Below are 20,243 nucleotides of genomic sequence, written 5' to 3' on the forward strand. Positions count from 1 at the left end.
CTTTCCTAGTTTGTAATCAAGTCTCTTCTCAAGGCTTTTTCTATGCGGGGGCTAGCTTCAGCCTCTTTCGCCCTTTCTTCATAAGTTTCATATTTTATGACGCGCTCAAGACTTTGGATGCTCTGCCTGTTGACAAATTGCCCGTATCCGGCAGCCCCGGTGATACCACCGTTATCCTCGTCGTAAACGACTTGGCCTCGGACAATTGTTTGAATCGGCTTTCCTTTAAGCTTCAAACCATGGAGCGGGTTATATTTTGCCATAGACTCCGTCTTTTGCTCATCAATGGTGTACTCGCGTTCCAAGTCGATGACTGTGAAGTCGGCGTCGCTCCCAATCTCCATGGCACCTTTTTTCGGATATATCCCGAAATGAATCGCTGCATTCCTACTTGTTACCTCAACAAATCGTGACAGTGAAAGACGGCCTTTATTCAGTCCTTCGCTGACAAGGATCGGAACCATTGTTTCCACTCCTGGGATTCCAGGGAAGCTGTTCCAAATCGTTGAATCCTGCGCGTCTTTTTCGGTTGGAATTTCATATGGAGCATGGTCCGTTCCAACAAAGTCAATTGTTCCATCGGCTAGAGCCTGCCAGTGAACAATATTATCTTCCTTTTCCCGTAGTGGAGGAGCGATTTTAGCAAATGTTCCCCGTTCTGACATGGAGTCTTCCGCATTAAGCATCAAATAATGAGGACATGTTTCTGCAGTTACTTTCACCCCGCGCTTTTTGGCTTCCCTTACAAGTTCCACACCTTCTTTCGTACTCATGTGGACGACGTGTACGCGAGCTCCAGTTGCTTCTGCAAAGCTGATAATCAACTGGATTGCTGCTTTTTCCGCAAGAGCCATTCTAGCTTCCGCCCATGCTGGACCGTCAAGACGACCTTCTTTTTTCAGTTTTTCAGAGTAGAAAGTGCAAATATCATAATTTTCCGCGTGGACTCCGATCGGCATTCCTGTCGGAGCGATATGGCTGAAGATTTCAAGCATCTCTGCATCTGAAACTTTTGGGAAGGTAGGCACTGAAGGAGTCATGTATACCTTAAAAGCAACGACACCTTCATCTATTTGAGGCTGGATATTATCCAGCAGCCCTTCACGAACGTCTTCTCCGGTCATTCCGCCCCAGAAAGCAAAGTCTATGTATGCCTGATCTTTGAGAGGAGCGAGCTTTTTATGGAAGCTTTCAGCATCACGTACGGAAGGTTTACTGCAGCATGGCATGTCTATATGAGTAGTCACTCCGCCCGCAGCGGCTGATCTCGTTCCCGTTGTGAATGTTTCACGATGCGTAAATCCGGGATCCATAAAATGTGTATGAGGGTCAATACATCCCGGGACCACCAGGTTCTCTTTCATATCAATGACCCTGTCAGCGGATAAACCATTTAAAGCTGAGATAAACCCGACAATCTTTCCATTATCAACCAGAATGTTTGTTTTTACCTTACGATCCCCTTGAGGAATCAGCGCGTTTTTTAAAATTAAATCCATCTTTCTCTCTCCCTTCAAAATAATGAATATGCTAAAAACTAACTTCATAGAATCATGGGCGGTTATCAAATGCGCCTTGGCGTATTTGCGCCCAGATTTTATCGAGCTCCGCTCGATAAATTTCCTCTGAAAATCTGTGGCATCCGCCGGAGGCTTTAACTTTATTCAGCCGGGGTTTGACCCCCACTGAATGGAATACCAATAGGCATTCATCTCACCACTTACAGATGTGGGAGACTTCTGTTGAATGAAGTTAAGCTAAAATTCTTGATTCACCTCCTTGAAATAGTTTGAAAGGCCCTTATGGACGCAGTGTTTATCCATACCTTCTTTGGTAAATAAAAAACCGCAGATTCAAGATACTCCTTAAGAATTAAGGAATATACTGAATCTGCGGTTCAAATAATCTCCGTTCAACAGAGATCTATGTAACCGTTCCAAAACAGCCTTGAACAAAAACGAACCTGCGTTTTCATTCCAGAGTGCTCCAGATGTTTACTAAATAAATTACGATTATATGATTTTTTCGTCGAATATGACGACACAAACTGCATCTTCGGATTCTGGATCATAGTCTTTTAAAACAGATTTTACTTTCATTCCGGTTACGTCTTCGACTAACTTCTTAAGTGTAAGTTTAAATTCGACAATTAGTGCCGCATCCGCATAGGTCGTAAGCTCCCAAAAATTTTTGCTCAATGCCTTAAAAGCGGTGACGCGTTTATGCTTTGCAAAGATTATAACCCTGTCATCATAGACATCAACCCTTTGGCTTCGAACGCCTGTAGCATAAAACTCCTGATTTACTCGATTGTACACTTGGGCAATGTCTCTTTTTAATGTTCTTATCTCTATGTCTGATGAGGCTTCATTCATTTTGATAACCTCCTTGCACTTATAATGTTAATGAACCTACTCATAACTGTCAAGTTATTTTTAGAAAATTTATTCTTGACTAAATAATATATATATTACTTTAGAAAATCTATTTAACGTTTTTAAGTTTCCACGTTTTTCATCCAGTCGCAAAGGTCATGAACAATCCTCCTATTAAGAGCTGGTGGGAAATAATGATTGACGTGTTCAAAATACCATGTTTCCACCGGCTTCTGAAGCGCAATCAACCTTTTTTCAAGACGATAAGCATGTTCTATTGAAACATTTTCATCACGCAAACCATGGATGATCAAAACCGGTGGCCGCAGTTTGTCCAGCTCATATAAAGGAGTGCGATATTTAAATTTATCTGCAGCAGTTTTCGGAGAACCGCCGATCACCCGCTTCATCATTCTTCTCATATCCTTTCGCTCTATATAAGTCAGAACCATATCGGATACTCCTCCCCATGTAACGACGGAGGCTGTGTCTTCATATTGAATACCGGTTATGAGAGCCATCACCCCACCTCTGGAAAATCCAAATACATGAACTCTGTTGTCTGGAACAGATGGGTGACTTCTTAACAATTCAAACGCGGTATAGGCATCTTCCCTATCCTCACCAGCAAAGTCCTCATTCCCTTCTCCACCTCTGTTCCCTCTATAAAATGGTGCAAATACAATGAATCCTTCAGAAGCGAACTGCCCGATTCTGGCTGGTCTTACCATTCCAACGCTTTTTATTCCTCCCCTTAAATATAGCATGCCCTCATATACGCCTGCCTGAACAGGTTCAGCCAAGAGCCCTTTTACTCTCAAGCCGGCGGATAAATAAGTAACAAGATACATGTTTACATTGGGGTTAGGTGAAGGAAAAGCGATTTTTTCCAAGATTTGCGTTTTTTCCATATGCTTTTGCTCCCTTGCTAATAAATCAAATACGCCTTGACGTATTTGCGCCCAGATTTTATCGAGCTCCGCTCGATAAATTTCCTATGAAAATCTGTGGCATCCGCCGGAGGCTTTAACTTTATTCAACCGGGGTTTGAACCCCCACTGAATGGAATACCAATATGCATTCATCTCACCACTTGCAAAAGTCGGAGACTTCTGCTGAATGAAGTTATTCACACATTTTTAGGCCCATCATACGATATGTTAGCCCAATTTACTAAAGTCCTGCAAGACTTGACAGGAGGTTCATGAATGAAAGCATGTTTAAAAATCGGATTGTCAGCTGTTGCGGCTTTCCTGCTGATTTTTGCTGCTGCCTGCTCACCAAAAGAAGAAGTGAAAAAAGTGAAGCTGGCAGAAGTAACTCGCTCTGTTTTCTATACTCCCCAATATGTTGCCCTTGCCAAAGGATATTTTAAAGACGAGGGGCTGGACGTCGAATTAAAAACGACATGGGGCGGCGATAAAACGATGACAGCCCTTTTGTCAGACGCTGCCGATATAGCTCTTGTCGGGTCGGAAACATCCATTTATGTTTACGCCCAAGGCGCAAGCGACCCTATTATTAACTTTGCTCAATTAACCCAGACTGATGGAACATTCCTTGTGTCCCGTGAGAAAAAAGAGCAATTTGAGTGGAATCAACTGAAAGGCTCCACTTTCCTAGGGCAACGGAAAGGCGGCATGCCGCAAATGGTTGGCGAGTTTGTTTTGAAAAAACATGAGATCGAACCGCATAAAGATCTTGAGTTGATTCAAAACATCGACTTCGCAAACATCGCCAATTCTTTTGCTTCCGGAACAGGAGACTATGTTCAATTGTTTGAGCCCACAGCCTCCGTGTTTGAAAAAGAAGGAAAAGGATACATCGTCGCTTCATTCGGTGAAGAATCCGGTCAGGTACCTTATACCACTTTCATGGCAAAAGAAAGCTATATAAAGAAAAACGAAGAGACGGTGGAAAAATTTGTCCGCGCTCTCTATAAAGCACAGCAATGGGTGGAAAAGAACAGCGGAGAAGAAATTGCCAAAGTCGTTCAACCGTATTTTGAAGACTCTGATTTGGAAACATTGGCTATCGTCATCGAACGCTATAAAAACCAGGGCTCATTTGCAGAGAAAATGACTTTGACTAAAGATGGCTGGGAAAACCTCCAAAACATCATGGAGGAAGCGGGCGAACTTCCAGAAAAAGTGGATTACGCCAAGCTGGTCAATACCGAAATTGTTGAGAGAGTGATGAAGGAGTAAATAAAGGGGCCAGCGCCCGATCAAATGCGCCTTGGCGTACTTGCGCCCAGATTTTATCGAGCTCCGCTCGATAAAATCTGTTGCATCCGCCGGAGGCTTTAACTTTATTCAGCCAGGGTTTGACCCCCAATTAATGGAATACCAATAGGCATTCATCTCACCACTTACAGAAGTGGGAGACTTTTGCTGAATGAAGTTAATAAAATACGATCAAGAAAAGGAGGCCGGAAACATTGTGAGCTTTATTACAACTGAAAATATTGAACACCACTACTTCACTCCGTCTTCCATAAAGACTGCTTTAAAAGATGTTTCATTTTCAATCGAGGAAGGGGAATTTGTGTCCCTGATCGGTCCATCCGGATGCGGTAAAACAACGTTGCTATCCATTTTGTCAGGACTATTGATACCAACAGACGGACTGGTAAAAATTGACGGCCAGCCTCCGGATTTGCAGAAAAACATCATTGGCTACATGCTTCAGCAGGATTATCTTTTTCCCTGGAAAACGATTGAGGAAAATGTTTTGATAGGACTGAAATTGAATCACCAGCTGAAAGAAAAAACTAAGGAAAATGCACTGCAGTTCCTGCAAAAAATCGGACTAGAAGGCGTGGAAAAACAATTTCCCCGCCAGCTATCAGGTGGGATGCGCCAACGTGCAGCATTGGCCCGCACAATGGCCGTCAATCCAAAGCTGCTTTTATTGGATGAACCGTTTTCCGCTCTCGATTATCAAACAAAACTGAAGCTTGAAGACCTTGTATTTAACATATTAAAAGCCTATAAGAAAACTGCTGTCCTCGTTACACATGATCTGGGAGAAGCCATATCGATGAGCGACAGAGTCCTGCTTTTTGCATCTGATCCTGGAAGGCTCTATAAAGTATTTGACGTTCCTGAAGAACTGCGAAATTTGAGTCCTTTTGAAGTTCGAAGCAAAGATGCCTATTCCGATTTATTCCGGATTATCTGGAAGGAGCTGGAGACTCTTGAAGAAAACAAATGACCCCATCCAGCTTCATTCGCTTTATATACAGAAGCTGGCCTCAGAAAAGCGCTGGATACTATTCTATCAGGTGCTAATTGTGACACTATTTTTCATATTGTGGGAGGCTGCAAGCCGCAGCAAATGGATCGATCCACTCATCTTTAGCTCCCCTACCAAAGTATGGACCTTACTCGTAGAAAAGATTTCAGATGGAACATTATTCGCACACCTCAGCGTAACTGTATTTGAAACAGTAATGGGCTTCATTCTCGGTACGCTCCTTGGAACAATTTTTGCAGCGATTCTCTGGTGGTCCCCTTTTCTCTCAAAAGTACTCGATCCATACCTTGTCATTCTAAATGCCATGCCAAAAGTCGCTCTCGGCCCCATTTTAATTGTCGGCCTTGGTCCGGGATTCACCTCAATTATAGCCATGGGAGCGATCATCTCTATCATCATCACAACGATCGTCGTCTATTCGGCTTTTCGGGATGTGGATGATAATTATGTAAAAGTGCTTCGCACATTCGGTGCGACAAAGCGGCAGGCTTTCCAGGATGCCATTTTGCCAGCTTCTTTTCCCACTATCATATCCACCTTAAAAGTGAATGTTGGATTATCATGGGTCGGCGTTATCGTCGGTGAATTTCTTGTATCGGCAAAAGGCCTCGGATATATGATCATTTATGGATTTCAAGTATTCAATTTCACCTTGGTCATGCTGGCCCTTTTCCTTATCGTTATATTTGCGACAATCATGTACCAGCTCGTTGAATGGCTTGAAAAGAAAATGATTAAAGATCAGGATTGATGCTGCTCTGTTGAAGGGCAGCTTTTTTAATCGTGTCTCTTTTCCCTCACTTTATTTAAAGCTGCCTTTACAACCTCATCTTGCATGATAAAACTGAACCCATCTTCATTGAGCCTGGAAACAAGATCTCCTTCTACCAGCACTGGCCCATCTGTTTCGAAATAATGATCCTTTTTCTCCAAATGATAAACTTCGGCAACGAGAACCGCTTTAACAAAAACTCCTTTCGGATCATGAACTTTATATTCCCCGAGATAATCCTTGATGACTGCGTTCCCGCCTGTTTCCTCTAAAACCTCTCTTATTCCCGCCTCCTCCACTGTTTCTCCTTTTTCAACCTTGCCTCCCGGAAACTCCAGGCCCCTAGTGGAATGCTTTGTTAGTAGCCATTCATCATTATATCTGCAAATAACAAGAACATGTGCCGGCTTGATTGAGAAAGCGTTGATGGAAAAAGCCAAATGGACTTCGTTTTGGTTTTTATCTATAAACTTAAGCATTTTTGCGTGTCTTCCTTTATTTTTAATAGTAAAATGAAAAACGTTGGAAACAATTCCAACGCTTTAACTATACTATAAAATCAGTTCATTCGCTTTTAAAACCATCGAGGATTCCCATGCTTTCTATCTGCTGTTTGGCTTCTTGGTCCCCGAGCTCATAAATCATGCTGTAAATTCTGAACAAATTTTGATCGTACTGATCATTTGTAGGGTCATGGGAATATTCCACGAAGGGAACGTGTGCCCGCAGGAAATCATCTATACTGTTGTCCTGGCTCGAATCGAATATTTCCCGAAGCCTTGTGATTTCATCATCGTTAGCTTCAATTTTAAACTCCCAAGGCGATGCATTGGGGACAGATAAAATCTCCCCTGCCCCGACTGAAATGTAATAGGTTTTCCTTTGTTGATCCAAGACGGTCGGCTCCTTTAATAATTTATAAGCATATTTTGCATTGAAGGAGTCTATTTTATTCTTAATAGACGAATTGTCAATTATATTTGATTGTTCGTACCATTTAAGGGTATATATATAATAAGGACATAAAAAACATATTTATTGAAAGGAGGTTATCCACATGAAACTTATAGACGAATTATTTGAAATGTACCGTGATAAACTAACTGGTGATGAAGAGGACTTGGATATGATTACCTTTGCAGTGCTTGAAGGGTATAACCATGATGACCTAATAGAAATCGTAAAAGAAATGAATGAATACGAACTTCAATATTTCATCAGATTGTATATGATGGAGACTTTAAAAGGGAAATTCGCCCAAATTGAAGGAAGAAAGGAAGACGGGGCTTCGTACTTCAGACATTTGCACTAATTACATAAAGAAAAATGCCTGGGATTTGCGCCAGGCATTTTTTGTCCAGCTTTCACACTATAAATTTCCCAGCCCCCGATTATTCAGCAACTCTCCACTAGTCTAGCTGGAGGCCCAAGGAAACCGAGGTCGCTTAGTCTATCACCACTGGATAGCTCCTCAACATCCAGGAAGTTTTATGCCAATAAAACGTCGCCGATCTGAGCCTATCGACGTACAGGAAGAACTAGTGCAAGCGAAGCAAAAGGAGTTGCGACTTGAGCCTGCCATCCCCGGATCAATCTGTACGTCACCCTAAACAGAAAATTTCGTTTTGCTTACTTATTGTACTTTTTCACCCAAAAAAGCATTTAGCATCCATAAATGTTTTTCAAGGCTCTGATGGATGGAAAGCAACATATCTCCAGTTGTCTCATCTCCTGACTGATCAGCCAGTTCAATTCCTTTTTTCAATTCAAGCGTCAAGATTTCAAAATCTTCCACTATGGTCTGAACCATCTGCTCCGCTGTCTGTCCATTTCCGGCTTCATTTACACTTGCAAGTTCAAGCGACTCCCTAAGAGTAGCCACTGGTTCTCCACCCAAGGCTAAAAGCCTTTCTGCCAGTTCGTCCACATGCAGAGCTGCCTCATTGTACAGTTCTTCAAATTTGGCGTGAAGCGTAAAGAAGTTTGGTCCTTTTACATACCAATGGAAATTATGTAGTTTTGTGTAAAGCACTGTCCAGTTAGCCACCTGTTTGTTTACCAATTCGATTAATTGTTGACTTTCAGTTGACATTTTATCACTCCTCCTACTTCTTTTATTCTACCCTATTATTCATAGGTCAAACATTTATATGCTCGGCTTTTACAGAGAAATCTATGCTACAATAGGCTCAAAGAAGAAGGGAGAAAAAGTTATGAAGCTTGTCATGATTATATCCATTATCATCTGTATTGTTGTCGTTCTTGTAACTGCTTTGGTCACCTCAAAAGCATATTCAGTCAGCCACACAGTCGATCCAATGCCAACAGATGACAATCATAACCAATCCGAAGAAAATAAAATATCCTAATTAAATGAAGGAAGCGATCTTTCATTGAAACAACTCTTTATTCTTATCATCCGTTTTTACCAAAAATTCATTTCACCTCTAAAACCGCCAACCTGCAGATTTTATCCAACCTGTTCCAACTATGGACTCGAAGCGATTAGGAGGTTTGGAGCGGTACGCGGAGGATGGTTGACGTTTAAACGGATCATAAAATGCCATCCGTTTCATCCTGGGGGTATCGATCATGTTCCTGAAAAAAAATAGGGCTGGGCTTTTCCTTGTTTGACATATTTTCCCTCACATAGCAGCTTCTTTTGCGCTAACACTATTCATGTATCAACTTAAAGGGAGTGTGATACCGAATGGCAGAAGATGTTCTTTGTGAAGTGGAGAATTGTCATTTTTGGAAAAAAGGAAACCAGTGTGCGGCCGACCGTATCTATATCGTGAGCCATACGGGGAATGTAGCTGAAACTGAAAGAGAGACCGATTGTCAAACCTTTGCTCAAAAATCATAAAAGCGAGGTGCCCCTCATAGGCACCTCGTTTACTTTTCATTTTCTATCAACTGACTCAATAGTCTTCGCATCAGCTTATTTGCGCCATTGCGTGGGAGCTGGTCCACTTGAATAATCCTCTTAGGCACTTTATATGAGGCAAGTCTTTCGCGACAAAATGCAAAGATCTCCTCTTCGTTGATGGGTTTTCCCGCAACGACAAAGCCATAGGGGACATGCCCCCATTTTTTATCCGGAATCCCCGTCACTCCCGCATCTGTGACCTCATCATGGCTTAACAATATTTCTTCGATTTCAGCCGGATAAATATTTTCTCCTCCAGAAATGATTAAATCCGAGCGGCGATCAAGAATATACACAAAACCTTCCTCATCTTTAAAACCCAGATCTCCAGTGGAAAACCATCCATCTTTAAACGAAGCAGCATTAACTTCATCCCTATTTAAGTAGCCTTTGGTTATATTCGGGCCCTTTACAAAGATTTCACCTTCTTGCATAGGTTTTGCTTCTTCTTGTTCAACCATTATTTTTAATTGAGAGGGAAATAACGGTTTACCTGCGGAACCAAGCTTTCTTAGGCTGTCTTCTGGGGACAGTGTGGCAATTTGCGATGATGTTTCCGTCATCCCGTATGTTTGGAAAACAGGAATATTTCTTTCCTTACAAACTTCCAAAAGGGGTTTGGGAACGGGACCACCACCAGCCAACAAGCATCGGAACGCCGGATGGTAGGAAGGATTCTCCTGTTCAGAAAGCATCCTATTGATCATAGCTGTCACAGCTGACATGATGGTCACTTCTCCTGATGACAACAGGCTGTTCACCAATTTTCCATCGAATTTTTCCACTAAAATGACAGGAATGCCATAAATGATGCTTCGTATTAAAATGGATAATCCACTTATATGAAATATTGGAACGGCACACAGCCACGAATCATTTTCCTGCAAACCAATGTTCAAAACAGATCCTGTCGCGCTCCACCAATGATTTCCGAAAGTTTGAAGAACACCTTTTGGTTTTCCGGTCGTTCCTGATGTGTACATAATCGAGCAAACGTCATCAATTCGGTATTCTTCTCTAATGGCTATCTCAAAGGTCGGTCGTTCTGCCAAATCTGTGACAGAGATAATGGGAATATCAGTCAACGCTTCGCTTAATTCATTTGCTCTATTTTTCAGTAAACGATCATAAATGATCAGCTCGGTTTCGCTATCTATAAGTTGAAATGCCAACTCACTTGCTGTCAATTTGGAGTTTAAAAAAACCGTTTCAATTCCTAGCTGCTGAAGCCCATAGATCACCCATACAGCTTCAGGTGTATTATTCATAAGTATGGCAACCCGACTGCTGTTCCTCGGAAGCAAACCGACTATTTTACCTGCTGTCTTTTTAGCTATTTTAAAAATTTCTTCAAATGTCCAGGATTGATCGTTAAAAATCAGAGCCGTGCGTTCCGGTGACAAATCTGCCCTTTTTTGCAGCCAGTTGGGAGTGATTGTTTCCATGAGTAAAACTCCTTGCTTTTGAGTGGTCAAAAAGGACCCGATGGATAACCACCAGGCCCTTTCATAAAATGATACTGTCCAGCCACAGTATCCTGCAACAACCTTTTTCGAAAAAGCTCACCTTTTCCGCGTGGTTGCTTCAAAGATGCTGATTCAGCGCACTGCGACAAAACAACATCAACTCCAAACAAATAGGCGGCCTAGTACAAGCGAAGCTATATAAGCGTGACATGAAGCTGCCTGCGTCACCTTTTGTTTGGCTGTGAGTATATGTAGAGAGCGCCTTTTTTGGTGTTTGTCCAGCTTAGCACGCAAAACACTTTCTTCCCCTTAGTTTTTATATCACTAAACCAGTGCTGTCATTTTTCTTTAAGGGAAGCGTGGAAACTGCCCGAAGTCAGGCTTGCGCTTTTCTTTGAAAGCGTCCCGTCCTTCTTTTGCTTCGTCAGTCGTATAATAAAGCAATGTGGCGTCTCCTGCTAGCTGTTGAAGGCCGGCAAGGCCATCTGTATCAGCATTGAAAGCCGCTTTCAGGAATCTGAGGGCAGTTGGGCTCTTTTCAAGCATTTCTTCACACCATTTCACCGTTTCCTCTTCAAGCTGATCAAGTGGCACCACTGTATTGACCAAGCCCATATCAAGAGCTTCTTGTGCATTATACTGACGGCAAAGGAACCAAATTTCTTTTGCTTTTTTATGTCCGATAATACGCGCAAGATATCCGGCACCGTAACCAGCATCAAAGCTTCCGACTTTAGGTCCGGTTTGTCCAAATACTGCGTTATCTGCCGCAATTGTCAAGTCACAGACCACATGAAGCACATGGCCGCCTCCAATCGCATAGCCTGCTACCATCGCAACAACCGGCTTCGGAATGACACGAATAAGCCTTTGCAGGTCCAAGACGTTCAAACGCGGGATGTTATCTTCACCGACATATCCTCCGTGACCTCTTACTGACTGGTCCCCCCCTGAACAGAAAGCTCTGCCGCCTGCACCTGTAAGAACGATAACTCCGACCTGCTCATCGTCTCTTGCATAAGCAAAAGCATCGATTAATTCCATAACAGTTTTGGGTCTGAATGCATTATGTACTTCAGGCCGATTGATTGTTATTTTTGCGATCCCATTATACGTTTCATATAAAATATCTTCGTATTCTCTTTCTTTCGTCCAATTGATTGCCATTGAGGATCCCCTCCTAATAATTAGTCCTGTTCAATCAGAAACTTCTTCACTATTGTATCAAATTTATCCGGTTCTTCCACGTGTATAGCATGTCCCGCTTCTTTAATTTCTACCGTCTTTGATTTTGGAAAAAGCCGATTCATTTCATCTGCAATTTTACAAAACTTTTCATCCAGCTCCCCGGACATGAGCAAAACAGGAACATCAAGCTCCTGAAGCTTATGCCACCAAGATGGCTGCCTCCCTGTTCCAAACCCTTTGAGACTGTTTGCAAGCCCATTGGGATCGTTTTGCAGCCTCTGAGACCGAATTTGATTCTGGATATCTGTTGGAAGTCTTTTTTGAGTTTGAAACAGAGGTATGTTTTCCCAATAATTTACAAAATTTTCGATTCCTTGTTCTAAAATTCTAACTGCCAAGGATTCATCACTTTGCATTCTTGATACCTTTTCCTGCTCCGTTTTTAAACCTGGAGACGCACTTTCGAGAATCAGCGTCTTAATTCTTTTCGGGTACAGCATGGCTGTTCCCAAAGCAAGCCTGCCCCCCATTGAATATCCGAGTAAATGGGCACTGTCAATTTGCAAAAGATCCATTAAATGAATGATATCCTTTGCTGCATTTTCCATTTTATATCGATCGAGCCAATCTGGAGAGTCTGTTTTACCATGGCCAAGAAGATCGATAGCAACCACTTGAAAGGAAGCCTTTAACGTATTGCTTAAGTTTTTCCAAGTGGTATGATCTCCGGTGAAGCCATGTAAAAGAATAATCGCAGGGTTCCCTTTTTTTCCGGTTATTTCTACATTGTACCTTACTTTATCAAGCAGAATCAGCATGTTTCGTCACTTTGCAGATAATTATTTATTTCCCGGGAAACCTGTTCCCATAATTCTCGATGAACCTGCACATTCCTTTCCCTGTCTGTCGGAACCTCAATAATATTCAAGCCTTCATTGGAGGTTGCCTCTCCCACAGAAACACTCAAATCCTCCAAGTCCAACACTTTTGTATACTGACCGTTATACATCATGGCGGTATGTTCAAAGTTCAATCCCGTCGGCGTTCCAAAAATCAATTCAAAGTTTTTTCCTTCCTCTGCCTGAGGAAGATGGGAGAAGATGCCTCCTCCATCATTGTTCAGAAGAATAATATTAATATTGATTTTATAAAGCTTAGCGGCCAGCAAGCCATTCATATCATGAAAAAAAGAAAGGTCGCCAATCAAAAGAAAGAGCGGACGGCAATGTACTGCGGCACCAAGCGCACTGGACACAACTCCATCTATTCCGTTTGCACCGCGATTAGCTATCAGCCGAATATTTTTTTTGTTGGTGTGAAAGTAAGTATCCATATCCCTGATCGGCATACTGTTTCCTATATATACTGTGCTGTCAGGAGGCAATAGACCGCAAAGTTTTGAAACAGTCTTACCTTCCTCCATGTCAGATATTGACTGAATATAGGATTGAATGATATTTTTTGTCCGTTGATTCAGATCAATCCACATTTTTTTCCAGGAGGTCCCTTTTTTCTTTTCCAGTAATGGTTCCATTTGCTGACAAAAGGCGATTTCGTCACACTGGATCATATGAGTGCTCGCGCGGTTTGGATCTCGCCAGCCTCCGCCTCCATCTATAATCAACTGTTCCGATGATTCTCTCAATCCCTTTAAAAATAATGAAAGTGGCTTTGAAACAGGCTGACCGCCGAACTGGATGACAAGCTCAGGCTTTAGCTTTTCTTTAACCCTGTCTGATTTTAAAAATGCATCGTAACATTCAATAACCATCTCTTTTTCAAAGCTTCCGCTTCTCAACTGAGAAAGGGGATCTGCCAGTATCGGAAATCCGAGCGAATTTGCCAGTGCTAGAACTGCCTCTGGAAAACCAGGCTTATCTATATTTCCACAAACAATCAGACCCTTTTCAACCCCTGAACACTGGTCTGCAATTTCTTTATACGTCTCAAATGGGATGGTCAAATGTCCTTCTGTTACATAAGGAAGTGCTGTATGTGAAGCATAATGAAATGGTTGCTCCATCTTGGGAACAAGAGGCTCCCTTAAAGGAAAGTTGACATGAACTGGACCTGGCAGCACTCCTTTGGCCATGGAAGCAGCACGGATCGCTGATGTCTTGGCGTATTTTAACATTTCTTTCCCAGATTCCGGCAATGCCATGTCAGCAAACCATCTTACATACTTTCCAAATAAATGAAGTTGGTCGATTGCCTGTGGTGCACCTATATCTCTCAACTCATGGGGCCTGTCAGCAGTCAAAACAATCAACGGAACCCTGGAAAGACTCGCTTCAATCACTGCAGGAAAATAATTAGCTGCGGCCGTTCCCGATGTACATAACAGAGCAACGGGGCGATCTGATGCCTTGGCAAGCCCCAGTGCAAAAAATGATGCAGAGCGTTCATCTATATTCATATATACCTGTATGTCCTGATGTTCAACAAACAACATGGCCAGAGGAGTAGACCTGGAACCAGGACTGATGACAACCTCTTTGACACCTGAGTGAACAAGTCCCTCTATGAAGCTTGCCGCATATTCCGTTAATGTTTCTTGCCAACTCATTCACTTTTTCCTCCTATTGCCTGCAACATCGGTTGAAACTTAATGCCGGTTTCTTTTAATTCCTCTTTTGGATCGGAGTCAGCAACCAGCCCGCAGCCTGCATATAAAAAGGCTTGTTTACCTTTGAGCAATCCTGAACGAATCGCAACAATAAATTCTCCATTTCCATCAAAATCAGTCCAGCCAATTGGAGAAGCATAGAAACCTCTGTCCATCTTTTCTTCATCCCTAATTATTTTCATAGCCTGGCCAGTAGGAACACCACCTAAAGCAGGCGTTGGATGCAATTCTCCCACAAGGTTGAAAATAGATGTCTCAGGTTTGGCAACGCCTGATACCGGCGTATACAGATGTTGTATATACGGCGTCCGCAAAAGAATAGGCTGATCGGGTACCTGGAGTTCATTACAATGAGGCTTCAACGCCTTTTTAATCATATCCACAACCAGACTATGTTCATACAGATTTTTCTCATCGTTTAACAGTATATTTCCGAGCTCCCTGTCTTCAACAGCATTTTCACTTCTACCGATCGATCCAGCCAGGCTTGTCGATAATACTTGATCGTCGATTTTTTTAACAAGTCTTTCAGGAGATGCCCCTGCAAAACTGCCTTCAGGCGTTTCCAAAAGGAATATAAAACTGTCCTTCTGTTGGGTATGAAGCTGTTTTAATACATATTCTGATAATACAGGTTCTGAAAAATTCAACTGCATCTGCCTTGATAAAACGACCTTGTTTACTAGGTCTGATGACTTTAGTATATTTACGACTTCCGCAACAGAATCTAGCCATTGAGGGACAAAGAGTTCTTCTTTGCTTATTAGATACGACGCGGAAGCCTCGGAAAGTCCGGCATTTTTTATTATCAAGTCAAAATTTTTCACCTTATTTGATTGATTGACTAACTCTTCGCTTTCAAAAAGATTTACTGTCAAGTAATACTCTTCGCCAATGACTGTCAGCATGTACTCAGGCAAATAAAATAAAGCATCACCAAAAGGCTGCCACTTCTCTTCTTTCAGACTGTATGGATCAAAAGAAAAACCGCCAAACAAAAGCGGTCCCGTGCCAGGTAAGTGAAAGGGATTATCGATTACAGCGGATGAAAGAATTTCCTTCCATTCTGTTTCAATCCGCCTAAAGCGGTCTTCTGCCCCACTGTTTGAAAATGAACGGAGTAGACCTACGCCCACAATCGTCGTATCGTCATCCGGGCTTTTCCAAAAAAACCTCTTTCCATCATTTGCAGGCTTGCTTATTTGATAAAAGGTAAAGGGATCGATCTTATCCACTTTCTTTGTATAGCTTGCCAACACTTTATTGGATTGTGCTTTATGCTTTAAGGTATTTATATACTTTGTTTGGTATGGTGAATTAATCAACATAAATCTCTCCTAAAGCGACTGATCTTATATCTCTTTCCTTATTATATATGAAGCAAGACACTAAATGTAGTAAAACAGCTTTGGTAAAATCAAACTTTGCAGCTAAAGGGATTGACACTTCATCTTACATTCTCTACACTTTATTAGGTGAATATGTTAAGGGAGAGGAATTTTATGAATCTTCATGCTCAATCTGCCGTCCCAGCAGAAAAAGGCTGGCGGATTTGGTGGCGTCTAACTCGCCCGCATACATTGACGGCTGCGTTTGTGCCAGTGCTGTTGGGTACAGTTTTGGCTGCAAAATACTACCCTATAGACAGCCTTCTTTTTGCAGCGATGCTTATAGCCAGTCTCCTTATACAGGCAGCTACCAATATGTTTAATGAATACTTTGATTTCGCAAGAGGCTTGGATACTAAGAATTCAGTCGGCATCGGCGGGGCTATCGTACGTAATGGGGTCAAACCTAGGATCGTCCTTGGATTGGGATTTGCCTTTCTAGGAGCAGCCCTGCTGCTTGGGATCTATATTTCCGCCAATACCAGCTGGTGGCTTGCGGTGATCGGCCTCGTTTGTATGGCAGCCGGGTATTTTTACACAGGGGGACCATTTCCTATTGCCTATACTCCATTTGGAGAAATCACTTCCGGCTTTTTTATGGGTTTTGTTATTACGCAAATCGCTTATTTTATTCAAGCTGGAAAAATTGATTCCATCAGTATCCTTGTATCTATTCCCATTTCAATTTTGATTGGCTCCATATTATTAGCCAACAATATACGTGACTTGGATGGGGATAAGGAAAACGGAAGGAAAACAGTTGCCATACTCCTTGGCCGCGAAAAAGCTATTCAACTACTGGCAGCCATGTTTATTATTTCATATTTATTTATTTTAGTATTGATATTATTCTTTTCTTTATCTCCATGGCTTCTTATCACATTTGCCAGTATTCCGAAAGCAGCCAGTGCGGTCAAAGGATTTATTGGAAAAACTGAGCCAATCCAGATGATGCCCGCAATGAAAGCTACTGCACAGACAAATACAATTTTCGGATTTCTAATGGCCATCAGTTTTCTTATAAGCAACCTTTTGAAATAACCAACATGCCCACTTTTTGGGGCATGTTTTTTTATTTCCGTCTAAAAATGAAATAAAGAAAAATAAATATAACAAGCCGGGATATTATTAGACCTAAAATCGCTCATACTAAAACATAAACACTAAAGGGAAGTGAACACCTTGCTAACAGAGCAACAATTAAATACATTAAAGAAGATACTATTGGAAGAGAAGCAAAATCTACAAGGAACCATAAATGCAAAAGACGGGATTTTGAATCATGAGAATGAGAAGGATAGTATGGAGCTCTCGTCATATGACAACCATCCTGCAGACTTGGGAACCGAACTATATGAGAGAGAAAAGGATATGGCGCTGTCTGTGCACGAAGAGGACCAATTAGGAAAAGTAGAAGCAGCGCTTTTCTCAATGGAAAAGGGTACTTATGGAAAATGTGAAATATGCGAAAAGGAGATACCCTATGATCGCCTTGAAGTCATCCCATATGCAACAACATGTATCGAACATACTCCTGAGCGTTCGATACCGAGTGATAGTCCGGCAGAACTGGATTATTTAAAGCCTGCCTATGATAACTCTTATGCCGGTCGGCATAAGGAAGAAGGTATTCGCGACTATCATGACAGCTTTCAGGAAGTGGCTAGATATGGTACATCTGAGACTCCTTCAGATTTTGAAGGCGACTTTGACAGTTATGAAGAGCTTTACCATGATAAGATTAGGGATGGTTTTACTGAGGAATATGAGATGTTTACAGGAAACGATATGAAAACGAATGATGTAAAAGTATTCAAGACAGACGATGAACGGGAATATAAAGAAGAATTAGATGACGAAGGGACAGACGCTCCCTTTGGAGATCTCCCCTATCATCAAACCGACGGCTATGTAGACAAAGATAAAGAATAGAAAAAAGAACCATTCCAACACTGGAATGGTTCTTTTTCTATGATGACCCCTACGGGATTCGAACCCGTGTTACCGCCGTGAAAGGGCGGTGTCTTAACCGCTTGACCAAGGGGCCATACGATATGGCGGAGAAGGAGGGATTTGAACCCTCGCGCCGCTTACGCGACCTACGCCCTTAGCAGGGGCGCCTCTTCAGCCTCTTGAGTACTTCCCCACTATATTATTCATAAAAAACATTTATGTGAATAGTAAAAAAGGCGTAAAGAAAACTCCGCAGGTAGGATTCGAACCTACGACCGATCGGTTAACAGCCGATAGCTCTACCACTGAGCTACTGCGGAATGGTGGGCCTAAGTGGACTCGAACCACCGACCTCACGCTTATCAGGCGTGCGCTCTAACCAGCTGAGCTATAGGCCCTCACTTAAAATGAATTTGGAGCGGGTGATGGGAATCGAACCCACGACAACAGCTTGGAAGGCTGTAGTTTTACCACTAAACTACACCCGCATGGTTTAAAATGGGGCGACTAATGGGAATCGAACCCACGACAACAGCTTGGAAGGCTGTAGTTTTACCACTAAACTACACCCGCATGGTTTAAAATGGGGCGACTAATGGGAATCGAACCCATGATGTCGGAGCCACAATCCGATGCGTTAACCACTTCGCCATAGCCGCCATGCAGTGCCGTTGTATTGAACGTCTTAATGGTGGCTCAGGACGGAATCGAACCGCCGACACAAGGATTTTCAGTCCTTTGCTCTACCGACTGAGCTACTGAGCCATATGTAATTAAGCTATGAGAAGTTTATAACAGTCTCAGTAGCATAGAACTTCTATAAACTGCCTTATGCTTTTTAAAATGGCGGTCCCGACGGGAATCGAACCCGCGATCTCCTGCGTGACAGGCAGGCATGTTAACCGCTACACCACGGGACCTTTTATTAAATTGCGGGAGCAGGATTTGAACCTGCGACCTTCGGGTTATGAGCCCGACGAGCTACCAGACTGCTCCATCCCGCGACAATAGAATGAAAATGGCGGAGGAAGAGGGATTCGAACCCCCGCGCGGTTTAACCCGCCTGTCGGTTTTCAAGACCGATCCCTTCAGCCAGACTTGGGTATTCCTCCAGTGAAAAAGAAAAGTAAAATGGTGGACCTTGTAGGACTCGAACCTACGACCGGACGGTTATGAGCCGTCTGCTCTAACCAGCTGAGCTAAAGGTCCTACAAATGGTAGCGGCGGAGGGGATCGAACCCACGACCTCACGGGTATGAACCGTACGCTCTAGCCAGCTGAGCTACGCCGCCCACATAATACTATTTCATTTAATTGGTGGAGCCTAGCGGGATCGAACCGCTGACCTCCTGCGTGCAAAGCAGGCGCTCTCCCAGCTGAGCTAAGGCCCCATTGTATTTTATAAAGTGGTCGGGAAGACAGGATTTGAACCTGCGGCCCCTTGGTCCCAAACCAAGTGCTCTACCAAGCTGAGCTACTTCCCGAGATAAAATAAGTAACGCGCCCGAAAGGAGTCGAACCCATAACCTTCTGATCCGTAGTCAGACGCTCTATCCAATTGAGCTACGGGCGCAAAAGCCGAATGCCGAGGACCGGAATCGAACCGGTACGGTAGTCACCTACCGCAGGATTTTAAGTCCTGTGCGTCTGCCAGTTCCGCCACCCCGGCAAAATAAAGAGCGGAAGACGGGATTTGAACCCGCGACCCCCACCTTGGCAAGGTGGTGTTCTACCACTGAACTACTTCCGCTTAATATGCGGGTGAAGGGAGTCGAACCCCCACGCCTTACGGCACTAGATCCTAAGTCTAGCGTGTCTGCCAATTCCACCACACCCGCAAAATGGTGAGCCATGCAGGATTCGAACCTGCGACCCTCTGATTAAAAGTCAGATGCTCTACCAACTGAGCTAATGGCTCGTACTAAAATAGATCCCAGTCATTCGACATAATCGGACATAAAGAATTTACAATGGTGCCGGCCAGAGGACTTGAACCCCCAACCTACTGATTACAAGTCAGTTGCTCTACCAATTGAGCTAGGCCGGCGTAATATGGTGGAGGATGACGGGTTCGAACCGCCGACCCCCTGCTTGTAAGGCAGGTGCTCTCCCAGCTGAGCTAATCCTCCGAAGTACAGGATGTACTAATGTATTCATTGCGACAGGACGTCGCGTTCTTAGCATGCCATCCTTAATGTTGTCTGATTGCCCGGCGACGTCCTGCTCTCACAAGGGGAAGCCCCTCACTACCATCGGCGCTGAAGAGCTTAACTTCCGTGTTCGGGATG

At 43.1% G+C, this 20,243-nt stretch carries 22 protein-coding genes, 22 tRNA genes and 1 rRNA gene; 9 read left to right on the forward strand and 36 right to left on the reverse strand.

The window, feature by feature from the left end:
- Positions 1-5: 5 nt before the first annotated feature.
- From allB to D5F11_RS24225, 4 genes are all read right to left on the reverse strand, one after another.
- A complete protein-coding gene (gene allB, locus D5F11_RS24215) occupies positions 6-1,499 on the reverse strand; it encodes an allantoinase AllB (protein WP_120118719.1) in 1,494 nt (497 codons plus the stop codon).
- A gap of 52 nt (positions 1,500-1,551) precedes the next feature.
- Positions 1,552-1,701, reverse strand: a complete 150-nt coding sequence (locus D5F11_RS27065; RefSeq protein ID WP_185830897.1) for a hypothetical protein — start codon at positions 1,699-1,701, stop codon at positions 1,552-1,554.
- A 311-nt stretch (positions 1,702-2,012) separates the two neighbouring features.
- Positions 2,013-2,375 (reverse strand): Na-translocating system protein MpsC family protein, encoded by a 363-nt coding sequence (locus D5F11_RS24220; RefSeq protein WP_120118720.1) that lies wholly within the window; start codon positions 2,373-2,375, stop codon positions 2,013-2,015.
- A gap of 122 nt (positions 2,376-2,497) precedes the next feature.
- Positions 2,498-3,286, reverse strand: a complete 789-nt coding sequence (locus tag D5F11_RS24225; RefSeq protein WP_120118721.1) for an alpha/beta hydrolase family protein — start codon at positions 3,284-3,286, stop codon at positions 2,498-2,500.
- A 297-nt stretch (positions 3,287-3,583) separates the two neighbouring features.
- On the opposite strand from D5F11_RS24225, the gene D5F11_RS24230 reads away from it, so the two are divergent.
- The gene (locus tag D5F11_RS24230; protein WP_120118722.1) at positions 3,584-4,582 is read left to right on the forward strand and encodes an ABC transporter substrate-binding protein; all 999 of its coding nucleotides are present in this window, start codon (positions 3,584-3,586) and stop codon (positions 4,580-4,582) included.
- On the opposite strand, the gene D5F11_RS27070 is transcribed toward D5F11_RS24230, so the two are convergent.
- On the reverse strand, positions 4,545-4,712 hold the full coding sequence (locus D5F11_RS27070; protein ID WP_185830898.1) for a hypothetical protein: 168 nt from the start codon (positions 4,710-4,712) through the stop codon (positions 4,545-4,547). The two genes, D5F11_RS24230 and D5F11_RS27070, sit on opposite strands and share 38 nt — an antisense overlap.
- Before the next feature lie 105 nt (positions 4,713-4,817).
- Between D5F11_RS27070 and D5F11_RS24235 the strand changes: the two genes are divergently transcribed.
- Both D5F11_RS24235 and D5F11_RS24240 read left to right on the forward strand, forming a co-directional pair.
- Positions 4,818-5,591 (forward strand): ABC transporter ATP-binding protein, encoded by a 774-nt coding sequence (locus D5F11_RS24235; RefSeq protein ID WP_120118737.1) that lies wholly within the window; start codon positions 4,818-4,820, stop codon positions 5,589-5,591.
- Complete coding sequence (locus D5F11_RS24240) at positions 5,575-6,384, forward strand: ABC transporter permease (RefSeq protein ID WP_120118723.1); 810 nt, start codon at positions 5,575-5,577, stop codon at positions 6,382-6,384. The genes D5F11_RS24235 and D5F11_RS24240 overlap by 17 nt, the downstream gene beginning before the upstream one ends.
- A gap of 26 nt (positions 6,385-6,410) precedes the next feature.
- Here the strand turns inward: D5F11_RS24240 and ytkD are convergent, their stop codons facing one another.
- Positions 6,411-6,884 (reverse strand): RNA deprotection pyrophosphohydrolase, encoded by a 474-nt coding sequence (ytkD, locus tag D5F11_RS24245; protein WP_120118724.1) that lies wholly within the window; start codon positions 6,882-6,884, stop codon positions 6,411-6,413.
- Positions 6,885-6,969: 85 nt separating this feature from the next.
- A complete protein-coding gene (locus D5F11_RS24250) occupies positions 6,970-7,299 on the reverse strand; it encodes a hydrolase (RefSeq protein ID WP_120118725.1) in 330 nt (109 codons plus the stop codon).
- Between the two features lie 163 nt (positions 7,300-7,462).
- On the opposite strand from D5F11_RS24250, the gene D5F11_RS24255 reads away from it, so the two are divergent.
- Positions 7,463-7,717, forward strand: a complete 255-nt coding sequence (locus tag D5F11_RS24255; RefSeq protein ID WP_120118726.1) for a DUF6154 family protein — start codon at positions 7,463-7,465, stop codon at positions 7,715-7,717.
- 321 nt (positions 7,718-8,038) lie between these two features.
- Here the strand turns inward: D5F11_RS24255 and D5F11_RS24260 are convergent, their stop codons facing one another.
- The gene (locus tag D5F11_RS24260) at positions 8,039-8,497 is read right to left on the reverse strand and encodes a Dps family protein (RefSeq protein ID WP_120118727.1); all 459 of its coding nucleotides are present in this window, start codon (positions 8,495-8,497) and stop codon (positions 8,039-8,041) included.
- A gap of 121 nt (positions 8,498-8,618) precedes the next feature.
- On the opposite strand from D5F11_RS24260, the gene ytzI reads away from it, so the two are divergent.
- From ytzI to D5F11_RS24275, 3 genes are all read left to right on the forward strand, one after another.
- The gene (ytzI, locus tag D5F11_RS24265) at positions 8,619-8,774 is read left to right on the forward strand and encodes a YtzI protein (protein WP_120118728.1); all 156 of its coding nucleotides are present in this window, start codon (positions 8,619-8,621) and stop codon (positions 8,772-8,774) included.
- Positions 8,775-8,798: 24 nt separating this feature from the next.
- Positions 8,799-9,017: a membrane protein insertion efficiency factor YidD gene (gene yidD / locus D5F11_RS24270; protein ID WP_120118729.1), complete on the forward strand. Its 219-nt coding sequence runs from the start codon at positions 8,799-8,801 to the stop codon at positions 9,015-9,017.
- Positions 9,018-9,115: 98 nt separating this feature from the next.
- Positions 9,116-9,271, forward strand: a complete 156-nt coding sequence (locus D5F11_RS24275; RefSeq protein ID WP_120118730.1) for a DUF1540 domain-containing protein — start codon at positions 9,116-9,118, stop codon at positions 9,269-9,271.
- A gap of 29 nt (positions 9,272-9,300) precedes the next feature.
- On the opposite strand, the gene D5F11_RS24280 is transcribed toward D5F11_RS24275, so the two are convergent.
- From D5F11_RS24280 to D5F11_RS24300, 5 genes are all read right to left on the reverse strand, one after another.
- Complete coding sequence (locus D5F11_RS24280; protein WP_120118731.1) at positions 9,301-10,779, reverse strand: o-succinylbenzoate--CoA ligase; 1,479 nt, start codon at positions 10,777-10,779, stop codon at positions 9,301-9,303.
- A 369-nt stretch (positions 10,780-11,148) separates the two neighbouring features.
- A complete protein-coding gene (gene menB, locus D5F11_RS24285; protein WP_120118732.1) occupies positions 11,149-11,967 on the reverse strand; it encodes a 1,4-dihydroxy-2-naphthoyl-CoA synthase in 819 nt (272 codons plus the stop codon).
- 20 nt (positions 11,968-11,987) lie between these two features.
- Positions 11,988-12,806 carry a 2-succinyl-6-hydroxy-2,4-cyclohexadiene-1-carboxylate synthase gene (menH, locus tag D5F11_RS24290; protein WP_185830899.1) on the reverse strand — a complete coding sequence of 273 codons (819 nt, stop codon included), beginning with the start codon at positions 12,804-12,806 and terminating at the stop codon, positions 11,988-11,990.
- On the reverse strand, positions 12,800-14,554 hold the full coding sequence (gene menD / locus D5F11_RS24295; RefSeq protein ID WP_120118733.1) for a 2-succinyl-5-enolpyruvyl-6-hydroxy-3-cyclohexene-1-carboxylic-acid synthase: 1,755 nt from the start codon (positions 14,552-14,554) through the stop codon (positions 12,800-12,802). Before menD ends, menH begins: the two co-directional genes overlap by 7 nt.
- On the reverse strand, positions 14,551-15,942 hold the full coding sequence (locus tag D5F11_RS24300; protein WP_120118734.1) for an isochorismate synthase: 1,392 nt from the start codon (positions 15,940-15,942) through the stop codon (positions 14,551-14,553). The genes menD and D5F11_RS24300 overlap by 4 nt, the downstream gene beginning before the upstream one ends.
- Positions 15,943-16,116: 174 nt before the next feature.
- Here D5F11_RS24300 and D5F11_RS24305 point away from each other — a divergent pair, with 174 nt between their 5' ends.
- Positions 16,117-17,043: a 1,4-dihydroxy-2-naphthoate polyprenyltransferase gene (locus tag D5F11_RS24305; RefSeq protein ID WP_120118735.1), complete on the forward strand. Its 927-nt coding sequence runs from the start codon at positions 16,117-16,119 to the stop codon at positions 17,041-17,043.
- A 132-nt stretch (positions 17,044-17,175) separates the two neighbouring features.
- Entirely contained in the window at positions 17,176-17,934 is a 759-nt protein-coding gene (locus D5F11_RS24310; RefSeq protein WP_245998313.1) for a TraR/DksA C4-type zinc finger protein, read from the forward strand.
- 43 nt (positions 17,935-17,977) lie between these two features.
- Here the strand turns inward: D5F11_RS24310 and D5F11_RS24315 are convergent.
- The 23 genes from D5F11_RS24315 to rrf form a co-directional block, all read right to left on the reverse strand.
- Positions 17,978-18,049 (reverse strand) — tRNA-Glu (locus D5F11_RS24315).
- An 8-nt stretch (positions 18,050-18,057) separates the two neighbouring features.
- Positions 18,058-18,148: transfer RNA gene (locus D5F11_RS24320), tRNA-Ser, on the reverse strand.
- A gap of 55 nt (positions 18,149-18,203) precedes the next feature.
- Positions 18,204-18,275 (reverse strand) — tRNA-Asn (locus D5F11_RS24325).
- Position 18,276: 1 nt separating this feature from the next.
- Positions 18,277-18,353 (reverse strand) — tRNA-Ile (locus D5F11_RS24330).
- Between the two features lie 16 nt (positions 18,354-18,369).
- Positions 18,370-18,443 (reverse strand) — tRNA-Gly (locus D5F11_RS24335).
- Positions 18,444-18,454: 11 nt separating this feature from the next.
- Positions 18,455-18,528: transfer RNA gene (locus tag D5F11_RS24340), tRNA-Gly, on the reverse strand.
- An 11-nt stretch (positions 18,529-18,539) separates the two neighbouring features.
- Positions 18,540-18,614, reverse strand: a tRNA-His gene (locus tag D5F11_RS24345).
- Between the two features lie 30 nt (positions 18,615-18,644).
- Positions 18,645-18,720: transfer RNA gene (locus tag D5F11_RS24350), tRNA-Phe, on the reverse strand.
- 79 nt (positions 18,721-18,799) lie between these two features.
- Positions 18,800-18,875 (reverse strand) — tRNA-Asp (locus tag D5F11_RS24355).
- 10 nt (positions 18,876-18,885) lie between these two features.
- Positions 18,886-18,959, reverse strand: a tRNA-Met gene (locus tag D5F11_RS24360).
- Between the two features lie 15 nt (positions 18,960-18,974).
- Positions 18,975-19,067: transfer RNA gene (locus tag D5F11_RS24365), tRNA-Ser, on the reverse strand.
- A gap of 20 nt (positions 19,068-19,087) precedes the next feature.
- Positions 19,088-19,164, reverse strand: a tRNA-Ile gene (locus D5F11_RS24370).
- A gap of 6 nt (positions 19,165-19,170) precedes the next feature.
- A tRNA-Met gene (locus D5F11_RS24375) sits at positions 19,171-19,247 on the reverse strand.
- A gap of 23 nt (positions 19,248-19,270) precedes the next feature.
- Positions 19,271-19,346: transfer RNA gene (locus D5F11_RS24380), tRNA-Ala, on the reverse strand.
- Between the two features lie 16 nt (positions 19,347-19,362).
- Positions 19,363-19,439: transfer RNA gene (locus tag D5F11_RS24385), tRNA-Pro, on the reverse strand.
- A 15-nt stretch (positions 19,440-19,454) separates the two neighbouring features.
- Positions 19,455-19,528 (reverse strand) — tRNA-Arg (locus tag D5F11_RS24390).
- A 10-nt stretch (positions 19,529-19,538) separates the two neighbouring features.
- Positions 19,539-19,624: transfer RNA gene (locus tag D5F11_RS24395), tRNA-Leu, on the reverse strand.
- Between the two features lie 9 nt (positions 19,625-19,633).
- A tRNA-Gly gene (locus tag D5F11_RS24400) sits at positions 19,634-19,705 on the reverse strand.
- A 6-nt stretch (positions 19,706-19,711) separates the two neighbouring features.
- A tRNA-Leu gene (locus D5F11_RS24405) sits at positions 19,712-19,793 on the reverse strand.
- A gap of 4 nt (positions 19,794-19,797) precedes the next feature.
- Positions 19,798-19,873: transfer RNA gene (locus D5F11_RS24410), tRNA-Lys, on the reverse strand.
- Between the two features lie 53 nt (positions 19,874-19,926).
- Positions 19,927-20,002, reverse strand: a tRNA-Thr gene (locus tag D5F11_RS24415).
- Positions 20,003-20,008: 6 nt separating this feature from the next.
- Positions 20,009-20,084, reverse strand: a tRNA-Val gene (locus tag D5F11_RS24420).
- Between the two features lie 78 nt (positions 20,085-20,162).
- Positions 20,163-20,243: ribosomal RNA gene (gene rrf, locus D5F11_RS28290) — 5S ribosomal RNA — on the reverse strand; the annotation flags it as partial.

The organism is Siminovitchia terrae (assembly GCF_003605405.2).
Taxonomy (GTDB): domain Bacteria; phylum Bacillota; class Bacilli; order Bacillales; family Bacillaceae_C; genus Siminovitchia; species Siminovitchia terrae.